The sequence below is a fragment of the Actinomadura sp. WAC 06369 genome (genome assembly GCF_003947565.1).
In the GTDB taxonomy this organism is placed as follows: domain Bacteria; phylum Actinomycetota; class Actinomycetes; order Streptosporangiales; family Streptosporangiaceae; genus Spirillospora; species Spirillospora rifamycini.
Window position 1 is genome coordinate 13298 of sequence record NZ_QHJN01000044.1, and the last position, 15405, is coordinate 28702.

The window sequence follows — 15405 nt, forward strand, 5'->3', positions numbered from 1 at the left end:
CGAGGGGGCCGCGTGAAGATCGTCGCAGTGGAGACGTTCCTGGTGCCGCCCCGCTGGCTGTTCTGCCGGGTGGAGACCGACGACGGCCTCGTCGGCTGGGGCGAGCCCGTCGTCGAGGGACGCGCGGAGACGGTGCGCGCCGCCGTCGACGAGGTGGCGGAGCTGCTGCTCGGGGAGGACCCGCGCCGCATCGAGCGGCTGTGGCAGCTCATGACCAAGGCGGCGTTCTACCGGGGCGGGCCCGTGCTGTCGAGCGCGGTCGCGGGCCTCGACCAGGCGCTCTGGGACATCCTCGGGAAGTCGCTGGGCGCGCCCGTGCACCAGCTCCTCGGCGGCGCCGTCCGCGACCGGGTCCGGGTGTACGGCTGGGTCGGCGGCGACGAGCCGGGCGAGGTCGGCGAGGCCGTCGCCGCGCAGCTCGACGCGGGCCTGACCGCCGTGAAGATCAACGCGTCGGGGCGGGTCGGCCCGTCCCCCACGGTCCGCGAGATCGACGCGATCGTCCGGCGGGTCGCGACCGTCCGGGACGCGGTCGGGGACGGCAACGACTTCGCCGTCGACTTCCACGGGCGGATCGGCGTCGCCGCCGCGCGCCGGCTCGTCCCGCTGCTGGAGCCGTACCGGCCGATGTTCGTCGAGGAACCGGTGCTGCCGGAGTACACGCACCGGCTCGGGGACGTCGTCGCCGCCACGGTGACGCCCATCGCGACCGGCGAGCGGCTGTTCTCCCGCACCGACTTCCTGCCCGCGCTGCGGGCCGGGATCGCGGTGGCGCAGCCCGACCTGTCGCACGCGGGAGGCATCTCGGAGGTGCGGCGGATCGCGTCGCTGGCGGAGACGCACGGCGCGCTGCTCGCCCCGCACTGCCCGCTCGGCCCGCTGTCGCTGGCGGCGAGCCTGCAGGTGGCGTTCGCGACGCCGAACTTCCTGATCCAGGAGCAGAGCATCGGCATCCACTACAACGACGGCGCCGAGGTGCTCGACTACCTGGCCGACACGTCGCCGTTCGCGTTCGTGCACGGCTCGATCGAGCGGTGGGACGCGCCCGGCCTGGGCATCGAGATCGACGAGGACGCGGTGCGCGCCGCCGGGCGGACCGGGCACCGCTGGCGGCCGCCGGTGTGGCGGCACCCCGACGGAGGGCACGCGGAATGGTGAACGACGAGAAGACGACAGGCGGCCGGAAGACGACAGCCGACCGGAAGACCGCGGCCGACCGGATGCTCGGCGACCTGCGGCGGCACCGGCTGGTCGCGATCGTGCGCGGCCGGGACCGCGCGGCGTCCGTCCGGACGGCGCTCGCCCTCGCCGACGAGGGCATCGCGCTGGTCGAGGTGTCGCTCAGCGGCGCCGACGCGCTGCGGGTGATCGAGGAGGTCGCGCGCGCGGGCGTCCGGGTCGGCGCCGGGACGGTCCGCACGGCGGACGACGCGCGGCGGGCGCGGGACGCGGGCGCCGGGTACGCGGTGACGCCGTCGCTCGGCGCCGGCGTGGACGAGGCGCTGCGGCTCGGCCTCCCCGTGCTCGCGGGGGCGCTCACGCCGACCGAGGCGGCGTCCGCCGTCGCGTCCGGGGCCGCGGCCGTGAAGCTGTTCCCGGCGAGCGCGCACGGCCCCGGCTACCTGAAGGCGCTCCGCGACCCGTTCCCGGACGTCCCGTTCGTCCCGGTCGGCGGGGTCGGCGAGGCCGAAGCCGCCGAGTACCTCGCGCTCGGCGCGGTCGCGGTCGGCGTCGGCTCGCCGCTGTGCGGGGACGCCCCCCACGGCGGCGACCTCGACGCGCTGCGCCGCCGCGCCCGCGCGTTCACCGCGGCGGTGCGGCCGTGACCCGGGTCGACGTCCTCACGCTCGGCGAGACGATGATGGCCCTGCGCGCCGCGGGCCCGATCCGCCTCGGCGCCGGGTTCGCGACGAGCATCGCGGGCGCGGAGAGCAACGTCGCGATCGGGCTCGCCCGCCTCGGCCACGCCGCCGCGTGGGCCGGGCGCGTCGGGACGGACGAGCCCGGCCACCTCGTCACCCGCACCCTGCGGGCCGAAGGCGTCGACGTCTCCGGCGTCCGGCGCGACCCCGCCGCCCCCACGGGCGTCATCATGTTCGAGCAGCGGCTGCCCGACGTGACGCGCGTCCAGTACCTCCGGGACGGCTCCGCCGGGTCGCGGCTGGGCCCGGACGACGTCGCCGCCCTCGCCGTCGAACCCGCGATCGTCCACGTCACCGGCATCACCCCCGCGCTCGGCCGGTCGTGCCGCGACGCCGTCGCCGCCGCGTGCGACCTCGCCCGCGCCCGCGGCGCCCGCGTCAGCCTCGACGTCAACCACCGCGAGCGGCTCTGGTCCCGGGACGACGCCGCCGCGGTCCTCGCCCCGCTCGCCGCCCGCGCCGACCACGTCGTCGCGTCGCCCGACGAACTCCCGCTGGTCGGCGACCCCGAGCGGCTCCTCGCGGGCGGCGTCCGCGAGGTCGTCGTCAAGGACGGTGCCGAGGCCCGCTCGCACACCGCCGAGGGCACCCGCGCGGTCCCCGCGCGGCGCGTCCGCCCGGTCGATTCGGTCGGCGCCGGGGACGGGTTCGTCGCCGGATACCTCTCCGGGCTGCTCGACGGCCTCGGCGCCGAAGCCCGGCTCGTCCGGGCCCACACGGTCGGCGCGTTCGCCGTGCAGAGCCGCGGCGACTGGGAGGGGCTCCCCCGCCGCGACGAGCTCGACCTCGCCGGCCTGCCCGAAGGAGCCGCGCTGCGATGACCGCCGGACCGTTCACCCCGCTGCCCGGCGCGGGCCCGTGGGAACTCGGCGAGGGCCTGCGCGCCGTCGGCGGCGGCTTCGTCGCCGTCGACCTCCTCGCCGGGAACCTGTACCGGCTCGAACCCCCTACCCTCGCGGCGTCCGTCCCGTTCCCGCTCGGCGCCGTCGCGCCCGCCGGGGACGGCTGGATCGCGGCGGCCGGCACGGGCGTCGTCCTGCTGCGGGAGCACGCCGCCCCCGAGTGGCTCGCCCGCCCCGAGGACGGCGCGCCGACGCCGATGCGGATGAACGACGGCGCGGCCGACCCGTCCGGCCGGTTCTGGGCGGGGTCGATGGCCTACGACGGCACGGAGGGCGCGGGCTCCCTCTACCGCGCGGACCGCGACGGGTCCGTGCACCGGGTGATGGACGGCCTGACCGTGCCGAACGGCCCGGTGTTCACGCCCGACGGCACGGCGATGTACCTCGCCGACAGCCCGCGCGGGGTGATCTACCGCGTCCCGGTCGACCCGGCGTCCGGCGCCCCGGGCGAGCGGGAGGTGTTCGCCCGCGTGTCGGGCGGCTCCCCGGACGGGATGGCCGTCGACGCCGAGGGCTGCGTGTGGTCGGCGGGGATCGGGCGCTAGTCTGGCGATCATGACGTTCTTCCACCTGCGTTAGCGGCCCGTCGGCGCGGCGCGGCAGGGCCCGGCGCCGGCGATGCGGGGCGGCGGTGTGCGCCGTCCCGGGTTGCGACGTGGGAGAACGCTGTCATGCGTGCGTTCGGTGGTTCCTCGCGTCCCGGTGCGTCCGCCGTCTCGTGACGGGGGCGCGCCTGGTGGCGCGGTGCGTGCGCGGGCTGGAGCCCGTGGTGAGCACGGAGATTCTGCGGACGGGGTCCGCGTGCGTCGAGTCGGTCGGCCACCGCGAGGTCGGCTTCCGGGGAGCGGTGGGCCGGCTGCGCACGGCCGACGACGTGTTCCTGGCGGCCGCGCGGGGCGACGACGTCGGGAGGCGCAAGGACGGGCTCGGGGCGCTGGCCCGGCTGGCGCGCGGCGTCGACCTCGACGGCCTGGTGCGGGAGCGCGCGGCGCTCGGCGGGCCGCGGGGGTTCGCGGGCGTGGAGGTGTCGGCGTCCTTCCTGGGGCGCCGCAACTTCAACCGGTTCGACGTCGAGGACGCGGTGGGGCGGGTGCTCGCGGAGCGCGCCGGGGTCCCCTACCACGCGCGGCGGGACGGGACGGCGCCGCCGGACGGGTACGCGGGCTGGCGCGTCACGCTGGACGGGACGCGCGCGTCGGTGCTGCTCCGGGTGGGCGAGCGGCCCGCGCACCGGCGGGCGTACAAGGTCGAGAGCGTGCCCGGGACGCTGCATCCCCCGGTCGCGGCGGCGATGGCGCAGCTCGCGGACGTGCGGCCGGGGCACCGGGTGGTGGACCCGTGCTGCGGCGCGGGCACGCTGCTGATCGAGGCCGCGGGGCAGGGGGCGTCCCTGGAGGGCTTCGACCTGGACGCCGGGGCGCTGCGGGCCGCCGCGCGGAACGCGGGCGCGGCGCCCGTCCGGGTGCGGCGGGGCGACGCCGGGGCGCTGCCCGTGGACGACCGCAGCGTCGACCGCGTGCTGTGCAACCCGCCGTGGGGCGTCCAGGTGGGGGCGCGGGGACGGCTCGCGGACCGTCCCGCGCGGCTGTGGCGGGAGATCGCGCGGGTGCTGGCCCCGGACGGCCGCGCGGTGGTGCTCGTCCCGGACGAGGGGCTGGTGCGGGCGGTCGCGAGCGGCCTGGTCCCGGTGTTCGCGCAGCGGCTGAGCCTGTTCGGCGGTCCGGTCACCGTGGCGGCGCTGGAGCTCAGGACGTCGGGAGCTCGGCGGCGAAGTTGATCGCGGTGTGCAGGTAGCTGCGGAGGGTGGCGGGGTCGTCGAAGTCCAGGTCGCTGCGGATGAGGACGGTCGAGAGCGTCACGCGGAACAGGACGTCGGTGAGGACGGGGACGTCGACCGGCGGGAGGTTCCCGGCGTCGATCTGCTCCCGGACGATCGGCTCCGCCATCTCCGTGATGAGCCGGATGGAGTCCGCGGCCTGCAGGGTGAAGACGGGGAGCACGAGCTCGGGGACGTCGCGGAGCGCGGCGTTGAGGAGGGTGTGCCCGCGGGCGTAGCCGACGATGAAGATCAGCAGGTCGGCGATGCCGTCGACCGACCAGCTCAGGGCGCGCAGGCGGGGGGCGAGCTCGTCGAGGAAGGCGGCGAGCTCGCGTTCGAGCAGGGCCTGCTTGATGTCGTCGATCGTGCCGCCGTACTTGTAGAGGGTCGGGCGGGACAGCCCGGCCTTGCGGGCGATCGCGGACAGCAGGCGCCCGGAGGCGAACCCGCCGTCGACGAGGCAGTCGGCGGCGGCGTCGAGGATCCTGGCCCGGATCTCCTCGGGTGACAGGGACGGGCGCCGGGGCGCGCTCTTCGTCTGGGTCACCATGGCCTTCCTTCCGGATCCGTCCCGGAAAGTATCCCACGTCACCCCGCGAAGCCGGTCCGAGGTATTGACCCCTTGGTCATCTGCTGCTTACAGTCGCCCATGTAAGTGTAAACGTCGCTCGGCTGGAGGCGATCGTGAAGATCGATCAGGACTACCGGGACGTGCTGCAGACCCTGTCCGAGGGATCGGTCCACCGGCGCTTCGACCCCTACCTGGACATCGACTGGGACTCCCCCGAGTTCGCCGTCGACCCGAACGACCCGCGGTGGATCCTCCCGGACTGCGACCCGCTCGGCGCGCACCCCTGGTACAAGGCGCTGCCCGAGGACAAGCAGATCGCCATCGGGATGTGGCGGTCCGCCAACATCACCAAGGTCGGGCTCCAGTTCGAGAGCGTGCTGATCCGCGGCATGATGCAGTACGCGATGCGGCTGCCGAACGGGTCGCCCGAGTTCCGGTACTGCCTCCACGAGATGACCGAGGAGTGCAACCACATCCAGATGTTCCAGGAGATGGTGAACCGGACGGGCGCGGACGTGCCCGGCATGCGGCGGCACTACCGGTTCACGTCGCAGTACTGGCACCTGGGCGCGCACCTGCCGATCCTGTTCTTCATCGGCATCCTCGCCGGCGAGGAGCCCATCGACCACTTCCAGAAGAGCGTCATCCACGACGGCGCGGCCCGCCCGCCGGCGCTGCTGCGCACGATGCAGATCCACATCGCCGAGGAGGCCCGGCACATCTCGTTCGCGCACCGGTTCCTGCACGAGCACGTGTCCCGGCAGACGAAGGCGGGGCGCGCGGTCACCTCGATCGCGTACCCGCTGATCATGCGCTGGCTGGCGGGCGCCATCATGGCGCCGCCGCCGGAGATGGCGAAGGAGTTCGGCATCCCCCGCAAGGTGATCCGGGAGGCGTTCTGGAGCCGCCCGCACTCGCGGGAGATCCTGCGCGGCTACTTCGGGGACGTCCGGATGCTGGCCCGGCAGCTCGGCCTGATGAACCCGGTCGCGAAGCGGGTGTGGCGGCTGTGCGGCATCGACGGCGCGGCGTCCCGGTACCGCGGCGAGCCGCACCGTCCGGCGCGGCAGGCGGCGTAGCCCGATGCCCCACGTCGTCACGCAGTCGTGCTGCAACGACGCCTCGTGCGTCCACGCGTGCCCGGTCAACTGCATCCATCCGACACCGGACGAACCGGACTTCCGCACCGCGGAGATGCTCTACATCGATCCCGCGACGTGCGTGGACTGCGGGGCGTGCGTGTCGGCGTGCCCGGTGGGCGCGATCGTCCCGCACACGAAGCTGGCGGAGGAGCAGCTCCCGTTCCTGCCGCTGAACGCCGACTTCTACCGGGCGCCGCGCCCGCCGGCGCCGCTCCTCGCGCCCGCGCCGCCGCCGCTGCGGGTGCGCGGCGGCGAGCCGCCGCGGGTCGCGATCGCGGGGTCGGGCCCGGCCGCGATGTTCGCGGCGGACGAGCTGCTGACCATCCCGGGCGCGCGGGTCGACGTGTTCGAGCGGCTGAGCGTCCCGTACGGGCTGGCCCGGACGGGCGTCGCGCCCGACCACCCGAAGACCCGGCAGGTCACCGACCTGTTCGACCGCATCTCGGCCCAGGACGGCTTCCGGCTGCTCCGCGGCGTCGAGGTGGGCCGGGACGTGACGCACGAGGAGCTGCTGGCCCACTACCACGCGGTGGTCTACGCGGTCGGCGCGTCGTCGGACCGGCGGCTGAACGTCCCGGGCGCCGAGCTGGCGGGGACGGCGACGGAGTTCGTCGCCTGGTACAACGGCCACCCGGACCACGCGCACCGGACGTTCGACCTGTCGCACCGGCGCGCGGTGATCGTCGGCAACGGGAACGTGGCGCTGGACGTCGCGCGCATCCTGGCGAGCGACCCCGAGCGGCTCGCGGGCACCGACATCTCCCCCGCCGCGCTCGACGCCCTCCGCGGGAGCCGGGTGGAGGAGATCGTGGTGGCGGGCCGGCGCGGCCCGGCCCAGTCGGCGTTCACGGTCGCCGAGCTGCGCGGCCTCCTCGACGTCCCGGGCATCGGCGTCGCGGTGGAGGGGGCCGGCCCCGACGCCGAACCGGACGGCGGCGCGCCGCACTCGACCGTCCACAAGCTGCGGATGCTCCGCGAGCTCGGGGACCGCGCGCCGTCCGGGAAGCGGCGGATCACGCTGCGGTACCTGGTGTCGCCCGCGCGGATCGCGGCGGACGGCGTCGAGTTCGTCCGCAACGAGCTCGTCGACGGACGGGCGGTGCCGACCGGGGAGAGCGAGTTCGTCGAGGCGGGCCTGGTGCTGTCGTCGATCGGCTACCACGGGCGCCCCGTGCCGGGCCTGCCGTTCGACGAGGCCACCGGGACGGTCCCGAACACGGCGGGCCGGGTCGGGGCGGGCGAGCCCGTGCCCGGCGCGTACGTCGCCGGCTGGATCAAGCGCGGCCCGACGGGCTTCATCGGGACGAACAAGTCGTGCGCCCGCGAGACCGTGCGGACCCTCGTGGACGACTTCAACGCGGGCCTCCTGCCGGAGCCCGCGGAGCCGCCCGGCGGCCTGGAGCGGCTGCTGGCGTCGCGGGCGGCCCCGCAACCCGCCTGACGGGCCGCCACGGTTCTTCACGATCTCTCCACAACTCGGTGCGGCGGCGGCCCGTCGTACAGGACGGACGATCCCGTAGAGAGTTGTGAGTCGAGTGCTGTGAGGGAGCGCGCGTGCCGTTCACGCTGAGCCATCCCGCCGCCGTCCTGCCGCTGGCGCGGGGGCCGCTGGTGCCGTCGGCGCTGGTCATCGGGTCGATGGCGCCGGACATCCCGTACTTCTTCTTCGCGATGGAGCTGCGCGGGGCGACCCATCGGGCGCACGGCGTCGTGACCGTCGACCTGCTGATCGGCCTCGCGGCGTTCGCGGTGTTCCACCTGGTGTGGAAGCGGCCGCTGGCGGCGCTGGCCCCGGCGGCGGTCCGCAGGCGGCTGCCGATGGACGCGCCGGTGCGCTGGGGGTGGGCCGTCCCGTCGCTCGTCCTCGGGGCCGCCACGCACGTGTTCTGGGACGCCTTCACCCACCTGAACTGGAGTTTCGCCGGTGAGCTGCCATGGCTCACGCGCTCGTTCGGCGGCATGGCGGTGTACGTCTGGCTCCAGTACGTCAGCGGCGCGGCGGGGCTGGCGATCGTCCTGCTGTGGCTGGCCCGCTGGCTGCGGACGGCTCCCCCGGCGGGCGACGCGGCGGGCGCGGGGAGCGGGCCGTGGCGCGTGCCGGTGTGCGCGGGCCTGGGGGCGGTGACGGCGGCGGGCGGCCTGCTGAGCGCGCTGCTGCTGCCGGACGAGCGGGGCGTCCACACGGTCCTGTACTACGGGGCGGTCGGGACGATCGCCGCGGCGGGCCTCGCGCTCACCGCGTACGCCGTCTGGTGGCACGCCGCCCGCCCGGCGGCGCTGGAGCACTGAGCGCGGTCCCGGGCCCCGCGGCGGGGCCCGGGACCGGGGTCAGGCGCGCCGCCCGCCCGCGAGGAACGCGAGCCCGGCGGCGAGGAGGGCGCACAGGCCGCTGACGAACCAGACGGTCATGTACGCGCCCTCGCTCGGATGCTCGGAACCCGCGGCGGCGGCGAGCACGGTGCCGAACACGCCGCCCGCGACGGCGCCGCCGATCGTCTTGACGTTGTTGTACAGCGCGGTGGAGACGCCGGTGCGGGACGGGTCGCTGGCCTCGGCGATCACGGTGGGCATGGCGCTGAGCGCGACGCCCAGGCCCGCGCCGAGGAGCATCGTCTCGACGACGAACTGCCAGATCTCGTCGTGCGCGACGACCTTCCCGGCGAACCCGGCGGCCACCAGCGCGTACGCGCCGATGAGCGCGTTGCGGTAGCCGACCTTGGCGGCGAGCCGCGCGGTCTGCGCGGACGTCGCGATGCTGCAGGCCAGCGCGGGCAGCGTCACCATGGAGATCGCCAGGGCGGACATGCCGAACCCGTAGCCGGCCTCGTCCGGGTCGGTGGCCATGAACGTCGAGTTCGGGGACAGGACGCCGAAGTACACGACGCCGAACGCGAACGAGGCGAAGTAGTAGGGCGCGACGTGCCGTCCGGCCATGGCGCGCAGGTCGACGAGGGGCTGCCGGACGCGCAGCTCCATGACCGCCCAGGCGGCGAGGACGGCGAGGGCGAGCGCGAGGCAGCCGAGGGCGGCGCCGTCCGTCCAGCCCCGCTCGCCGGCGAGCGAGACGCCCGCGAGGACGCCGACGACCGCGAGGGCGAGCAGGGCGATGCCGGGCCAGTCGACCCGCCCGGTGGCGCGGGTGACCGCCTCGGGGACGAGCGTCCACGCCACGGGCACGCACAGCACCGCGAGGACGGCGGGGACGGCGAGGACGAGCCGGACGTCGCCGAACGCGGCGTCCGCGACGCCCATGCCGACGCCGCCGAGCAGCCCGCCGAAGGTGAGGGCGCCGATGAGCCGGGCGATCGCGCGGCGGGCGAGCTCGACCGGCAGCCGGTCCCGGACGAGCGAGATCTCCAGCGGCAGCAGCGCGGCGAGCGGCCCCTGCAGGAAGCGGCCGACCAGCATGACCGCGAGGTTGGGCGCGAGCGCGACCAGCACCGAGCCGATCGCGACGGACACGAGCGCGACGCGCAGCATCCGCCGGTGCCCGTACAGGTCGCCGAGCCGCCCGAACGCGGGGACGCCGACGGCGGCGGCAAGGAGCTGGACGGACACGACCCAGGTGACGGCGGAGTCGGAGATGCCGAGGTGGTCGGCGATGCCGGGCAGCATCGGCGCGACGCCGGCCTGCAGGAAGCCGCTGACGACCTCGAACATGACCAGCACGCCGACGACGGCGGTCACGGACTGGACGGGCGGCGCGCCGCCCGGGCTCCCGGGGCCGGGCGCCGCGGCGCCCGCGGTGGCCGTCACGCGGTCTCCCCGCGGCCCAGCCGGCGGACGGCCAGTTCGGCGAGCAGCGCGGCGGCGTCGGGCAGGACGGCGTCGTCGTAGGCGGCCTGCGGGGAGTGGTTCATGGGCGCGGTGGCGGGGTCGCGGTCGGCGGGGCAGGCGCCGAGCCCGAGGAACGCGCCGGGCACCTCGGCCAGGACGAACGAGAAGTCCTCGGAGCCGGCCATCGGGCGCGGCGCCTCGACGGCGCGCTCGCCGCCGAGCAGGTCGCGCGCGGTGTCCATCGCGAACGCGGCCTCGGCGCCGTCGTTGACGGTGACCGGGTACTGCTCGGTGTAGTCGAGGTCGGCGGTGACGCCGTGCGCCTCGGCGATGCCGCGGACCACCCGCTCGATCCCCGCGCGCACCCGGCGGTGGGCGTCCGCGGAGAACGACCGGACGGTGGCGTCCAGCACGGCCGTCTCGGGGATGACGTTGCCCGCGGTCCCGGCGTGCACGGACCCGACGGTGACGACGGCGGGGTCGAAGGCGTCGAGGTCGCGGGTCACCATCGTCTGGAAGGCCGTGACCATGGCGGCGAGCGCGGGGACGGGGTCCTTGGCGGCGTGCGGGGACGAGCCGTGGCCGCCCTTCCCGCGGACGGTGACGCGCACGGCGTCGGACGCGGCGAGCATCGGCCCGGGCCGGGTGGCGACCATGCCCTGCGGGAGGACGGTGGAGAAGACGTGCAGGGCGTAGGCGGCGGCGACGCGGTCGCCGGCGGCGTCCAGCACCCCCTCGTCGATCATGATCTTGGCGCCGCCCATGCCCTCCTCGCCCGGCTGGAACATGAACACGACGTCGCCGGGCAGCTCGGCGCGGCGGGCGGCGAGCAGCCGCGCGGCGCCGACGAGTCCCGCGACGTGCAGGTCGTGGCCGCAGGCGTGCATCCGGCCGGGGATCGCCGAGGCGTAGTCGAGGCCGGTGTCCTCGTGGACGGGCAGCGCGTCCATGTCGCCGCGCAGCAGCACGGCGGGCCCGCGCGTCCCGTCCGGTCGTCCGGCGCGGCCGCCGCGCAGCACGGCGGTGACGGAGGTGAGGGCCGTGCCGGTGGAGATCTCCAGCGGCAGGCCGTCCAGGGCGGCGAGCACCTTCTCCTGGGTGCGCGGCAGCTCCAGTCCGAGTTCGGGCTCGCGGTGCAGGTCCCGCCGCAGCAGGGAGAGCTCTTCCCGCAGGTCGGCGGCGTCTTCACGGATCGACATGCGGGTATGGTGCGGTTCGCACCGTTTATCCGGTCGCCACCTGCCGATATCCGCCACGACACCCGGATTCCATGCACGCATCGGGCACCCTCGACGAACTCGACCACCAGCTCGTCACCGCGCTGCAGACCGCGCCCCGCGCCGACTGGCGCCGGATCGGCGCGGCCCTCGGCGTGGACGCCTCCACCGCGGCGCGCCGCTGGGCGCGGCTGACCGCGGCCGGGCTGGCCTGGCTGGCGTGCTTCCCGGTGGCGGTGGAGTGGATGACGCCGGTCGTCGCGTTCATCGACATCGACTGCGCGCCGGGGCGGCTGCACGAGGTCGCCGCCGAGATCGCCGAGGACCCCAACGTGTTCAACCTCGAGCACGTCACCGGCGGCCGGGACCTGATCGCGACGGTCGTCCTGCGGGACAACGCCGAGCTGGCCCGCTACGTCGGGTTCCGGCTGGGGCGGCTGGCGGGCGTGACCGCGACCCGCACCCAGATCGCGACGACGCTGCACTCGGAGGGCAGCCGGTGGCGCCTCGACCGGCTCGACGACCGGCAGCGGGACGTGCTGCTCGGCGACCGCCCGAGCGGCACCGGCGAGTGGGCGCTGCGGCAGGAGGACCGCGACCTGGCGCGGCTGCTGGTGGAGGACTGCCGGCAGCCGGTCGCGCGGCTCGCGGAGCGGACCGGCCTCAGCCCCACGACCGTCCGGCGGCGCCTGGCCCGGATGGAGCGGGGCGGCGCGCTGATGTACCGGTGCGAGGTCGCGCGGTCGCTGTCGGGCTGGCCGGTGACGGTGTACCTGTGGGCGAGCGCGCCGCCGGACGAGGTGGCGCGGCTGGCCGGACGGCTCGCGGGGCTGCGCGAGACGCGGATGTGCGCGTCCCTGTCCGGCTCCGACAACATGCTGTTCGCGGTGTGGCTGCGGTCGATCGAGCGGGTCCAGGCGTTCGAGACGGCGCTGCGCCGCAGCTTCCCGCAGCTGACGGTCACCGACCGCGCGGTGGGGCTGTGGCAGATGAAGCTGGCGGGGCAGATCCTCGACCCGCGGGGCCGCCACCTGCGGACCGTCCCGTTCTGGACCTGGGACGACCCGCTGTCGGAGGCGGCGCTCGGCGACCTGGTGGACCGGCTGCGCACCGGTCCCCGCCCGGCCCGGCGGGGCCCCGCCTGAGGCGTATCGTGGGATACCGCCCGCACCGCGCCCGGAACCCCGGCGGGGCGGGCACGGCGGCGCGCCGGGGGCGCGGTGGAGGAGCTCCAGAAAGGCGGGGGTGTGACTCAGCGACGACCTGGGCCGCCGACCGGCGGGCAAGCGGCGGACGGGACGGGCGCCGGCGGGGCCGGCCCCGTACCGGGTGGCGTGCCGGGCGACGTCACGGCCGCCGTGGAACGGGCGCTGAGCACGGCGGCGCAGCTGTGGAGCCGCGCCGACCAGGGGCTGGAGCCGGCGGTGTCGCCGATCCAGCTCCGCGCGGTGGAGGCGATCGCGCGGTTCGGGCGGCTCAACCTGGGCGGGCTCGCGGAGGAGCTCGGCGCGATCCCGTCCTCGACGAGCCGGCTGTGCGACCGGCTGGAGGCGGCCGGGCTGGTGGTGCGCGAGCCGGCCCCGGCCGACCGGCGCGAGATCATCGTGCGGCTCACCGACCAGGGCGAGCGGCTGCACGGGGAGCTGACCCGGCGGCGCCGGGAGGCGGTGCGCGAGGTGCTGGAGCAGCTGTCGCCGACGTCCCGGGGCCGGCTCATCGACGCGCTGACCGAGTTCGGGACGGCCTGCGACCGGTTGGAGGCGGCCGGACCGGGCGCGGTGCGCGCGGCGGGCCCGCGGACGGCCTGACCGGGCGCCCGGACGGGCGCGCCCGGGACGCGGAGCACGGCGGGCGCCGCCGGACCGCCCCGCGCGCCGTCAAGTATTTGCCATATGGCAAACTTCTCTGGCAGTCTTCCCCTGCGGTTCTCCGTCCCGAGCGGGTAGGACCCACCGGACGAACCGGGCCCGGGGGCAGGCGGTCGCCGTTCGTCATGATCATCGCTGTTGGGGCAGGACGGGGGACGAAGTGGGTGGCGGGTCTGCGAGTCCCTGGAGCGAGGTGGAGCGGGCACTGCGGTCCGCGCCCGCGCACGCGCTCCCCGAGGCGCTGGCCGCCGCCCTCGCGGAGGGCCGCCCCGGGCTCGCCGCGGTGCGCCTGCTGCTGAACGACTACCACTCGCGCCTCCTGCTGCCCGTCCCGCCGCACGGCGACGCCGCCGAACCGGCCGGGGACGGCGGCGTCCTGCGCGTCCGGGGGACGGCCGCGGGCCGCGCGTTCGTGTCGCGGCGCCCCGTCCGGTCCTCCCCCGGCCGGGACGGCGGCGGCGCGGCCCCCGAGGTCCTGTTCGTGCCCGTCGTCAGCCGCGGCGAGCGGATGGGCGTGCTGGAGCTGGCCGCCGCGGACCCGTGGACGGACGACGACCTCGCCCGCTTCGAGGAGGTCGGCGAGATCCTGGGCTCGGCGCTGAAGGTCGCGTGGCCCCACACCGACCGCTACGAGCGGGCCCGGCGGCACAAGCGCCTCACCCTCGCCGCCGAGCTGCAGTGGCAGCTCCTCCCCGGGCACGCCTGCGCCGGCGACCGGTTCGCCCTCGCCGGGCACCTGGAGCCCGCGTACTCCATCGGCGGCGACAACTTCGACTGGTCCGCCGAGCGGGACCATCTCGCGCTCACCGTCACCAACGGCTCCGGCACCGGCATCCAGGCGGCGCTGCTGACGTCGCTGACCGTCGGCGCGATGCGCAACGCCCGCCGCTCCGGCGCGGACATCGCCGAGCAGGCCAGCCTCGCCAACGACATGGTGCACGTCCGCTACGGCGGCCGCGAGTTCACCGAGACGCTCGTGATGCGCATCGACCTCGCCGACGGGGTCGTCCACGTCATCGACGCCGGGTCGCCGCGCATCCTGCGCATGCGCGGCACCGATGTCACCGCCGTCGAGCTGGAGCAGCAGCTCCCGCTCGGCATGTTCCCCGACACCGAGTACAAGCCGCAGCGGTTCCGGCTGGAACCCGGCGACCGCCTCGTCGTCGTCAGCGACGGCGTGTTCTCCGCCCGGACCGCGCGCGGCGAGTTCGGCGCCGCCGCGCTGGAGCAGGCCACCCGCCGCACCCGGCTGCAGGACGCCGGCGAGGTCCCGCTGGCCGTCATCGACGAGCTGATCGAGTACCACGAGGGCGCCGACCTGGCCGACGACGCCGTCGTGGTCTGCCTCGACTGGCACTGACCGGCCCCCGCCGGCACCGGCCCCCGTCGGCACCGGGCGGGACGGCCGCCGTGCCGTCAGCCCTTGTCGCGGGCGTCGCGGATGAGGTCGCGGACGCGGTCGACGACCGACGCCATCGGCCCGACGAGCATGTTCTTCGTCGCGGTCTCCGTGCCGGGATGCGGGTGCGTGGGCGCGCTCGCCTCGGCCGCCTTGACGGCCGCCGCCATCCCCCTGCGCTGGCTCTCGCTGAACTGGTCGCCCAGCCGGTCGAACTCGTAGCGCTCCTCGGCGCGCGCGTGCGTCAGCACCTCGACGCGGAGCCGGTCGAGCTTCTCCAGGAAGTCGGGCGCCGCGGTGTCCATGCCGTCCAGCTCGGCGAGCAGCTCCTTGGCGGCGCGCTCCTCGCGCAACCGGTCCGCGACGATCGCGTCGCCGCCGGGCAGCGCCTTGCGGGCCGCCGGGTGGACGATCTCCTCCTCGGCGGTCTCGTGCACCGCGAGCAGCCGGACGAGCGACTGGAACGCCTCCGTGCGCTCCTTGCCCGTCGTGTGCTCGACCTTGTCGAACAGGTCGCGGATCTGGCCGTGCTGGGCGCGCAGGAGGTCGACGATGTCGTTCTCGACGGTGGTGGGTGCGGTGCTCATGCGGATCCTCCGGTGTCTCGGCGAACGGTCGGCCCGGCGCACGGCGCGGGCGCCCGGGGAGTACCCGGGACCCGGACCGGTAAGCGAGGAAGGGGCGATGAGCGGGCAAAGATCCCGTACACGGTCGTCCGGCACATGTGTGAACAGGACGGGCGGGGTACGTGCGGCAATGCCCACGAGAAGCGGCCGGCGGGAACGGCG

At 75.8% G+C, this 15405-nt stretch carries 15 protein-coding genes; 11 read left to right on the forward strand and 4 right to left on the reverse strand.

Features of this window, described 5'->3' with window-relative positions:
• The first annotated feature begins 12 nt into the window (after nt 1–12).
• The 5 genes from dgoD to DMH08_RS14500 all read left to right on the forward strand — a co-directional run bounded on the left by dgoD (nt 13) and on the right by DMH08_RS14500 (nt 4601).
• The gene (gene dgoD / locus DMH08_RS14480) at nt 13–1158 is read left to right on the forward strand and encodes a galactonate dehydratase (protein WP_026404304.1); all 1146 of its coding nucleotides are present in this window, start codon (nt 13–15) and stop codon (nt 1156–1158) included.
• Nucleotides 1152–1826, forward strand: a complete 675-nt coding sequence (locus DMH08_RS14485; RefSeq protein ID WP_233617595.1) for a bifunctional 4-hydroxy-2-oxoglutarate aldolase/2-dehydro-3-deoxy-phosphogluconate aldolase — start codon at nt 1152–1154, stop codon at nt 1824–1826. Before dgoD ends, DMH08_RS14485 begins: the two co-directional genes overlap by 7 nt.
• Entirely contained in the window at nt 1823–2743 is a 921-nt protein-coding gene (locus DMH08_RS14490; protein ID WP_199747790.1) for a sugar kinase, read from the forward strand. The genes DMH08_RS14485 and DMH08_RS14490 overlap by 4 nt, the downstream gene beginning before the upstream one ends.
• Nucleotides 2740–3369: an SMP-30/gluconolactonase/LRE family protein gene (locus tag DMH08_RS14495; RefSeq protein ID WP_125614643.1), complete on the forward strand. Its 630-nt coding sequence runs from the start codon at nt 2740–2742 to the stop codon at nt 3367–3369. The genes DMH08_RS14490 and DMH08_RS14495 overlap by 4 nt, the downstream gene beginning before the upstream one ends.
• A gap of 224 nt (nt 3370–3593) precedes the next feature.
• Nucleotides 3594–4601 carry a TRM11 family SAM-dependent methyltransferase gene (locus DMH08_RS14500; protein ID WP_233617596.1) on the forward strand — a complete coding sequence of 336 codons (1008 nt, stop codon included), beginning with the start codon at nt 3594–3596 and terminating at the stop codon, nt 4599–4601.
• Here the strand turns inward: DMH08_RS14500 and DMH08_RS14505 are convergent.
• Nucleotides 4570–5193: a TetR/AcrR family transcriptional regulator gene (locus DMH08_RS14505; protein WP_034519847.1), complete on the reverse strand. Its 624-nt coding sequence runs from the start codon at nt 5191–5193 to the stop codon at nt 4570–4572. The two genes, DMH08_RS14500 and DMH08_RS14505, sit on opposite strands and share 32 nt — an antisense overlap.
• 134 nt (nt 5194–5327) lie before the next feature.
• On the opposite strand from DMH08_RS14505, the gene DMH08_RS14510 reads away from it, so the two are divergent.
• From DMH08_RS14510 to DMH08_RS14520, 3 genes are all read left to right on the forward strand, one after another.
• Entirely contained in the window at nt 5328–6293 is a 966-nt protein-coding gene (locus DMH08_RS14510) for an AurF N-oxygenase family protein (protein WP_026404299.1), read from the forward strand.
• Nucleotides 6294–6297: 4 nt separating this feature from the next.
• Nucleotides 6298–7797: an FAD-dependent oxidoreductase gene (locus DMH08_RS14515; protein ID WP_125614646.1), complete on the forward strand. Its 1500-nt coding sequence runs from the start codon at nt 6298–6300 to the stop codon at nt 7795–7797.
• 113 nt (nt 7798–7910) lie between these two features.
• Entirely contained in the window at nt 7911–8645 is a 735-nt protein-coding gene (locus tag DMH08_RS14520; RefSeq protein ID WP_026404298.1) for a DUF4184 family protein, read from the forward strand.
• 39 nt (nt 8646–8684) lie between these two features.
• Here DMH08_RS14520 and DMH08_RS14525 read toward each other — a convergent pair whose 3' ends face one another.
• Complete coding sequence (locus DMH08_RS14525) at nt 8685–10112, reverse strand: MFS transporter (RefSeq protein WP_233617597.1); 1428 nt, start codon at nt 10110–10112, stop codon at nt 8685–8687.
• Entirely contained in the window at nt 10109–11332 is a 1224-nt protein-coding gene (locus tag DMH08_RS14530) for a M20 metallopeptidase family protein (protein WP_026404297.1), read from the reverse strand. The genes DMH08_RS14525 and DMH08_RS14530 overlap by 4 nt, the downstream gene beginning before the upstream one ends.
• 71 nt (nt 11333–11403) lie before the next feature.
• On the opposite strand from DMH08_RS14530, the gene DMH08_RS14535 reads away from it, so the two are divergent.
• From DMH08_RS14535 to DMH08_RS42375, 3 genes are all read left to right on the forward strand, one after another.
• A complete protein-coding gene (locus DMH08_RS14535; protein ID WP_125614649.1) occupies nt 11404–12495 on the forward strand; it encodes an Lrp/AsnC family transcriptional regulator in 1092 nt (363 codons plus the stop codon).
• 189 nt (nt 12496–12684) lie between these two features.
• Nucleotides 12685–13158: a MarR family winged helix-turn-helix transcriptional regulator gene (locus DMH08_RS14540; protein ID WP_158642306.1), complete on the forward strand. Its 474-nt coding sequence runs from the start codon at nt 12685–12687 to the stop codon at nt 13156–13158.
• 253 nt (nt 13159–13411) lie between these two features.
• Nucleotides 13412–14578, forward strand: a complete 1167-nt coding sequence (locus tag DMH08_RS42375) for a PP2C family protein-serine/threonine phosphatase (protein ID WP_199747791.1) — start codon at nt 13412–13414, stop codon at nt 14576–14578.
• A 56-nt stretch (nt 14579–14634) separates the two neighbouring features.
• Here the strand turns inward: DMH08_RS42375 and DMH08_RS14550 are convergent, their stop codons facing one another.
• Entirely contained in the window at nt 14635–15204 is a 570-nt protein-coding gene (locus DMH08_RS14550) for a hemerythrin domain-containing protein (RefSeq protein ID WP_125614656.1), read from the reverse strand.
• Nucleotides 15205–15405: the final 201 nt, after the last annotated feature.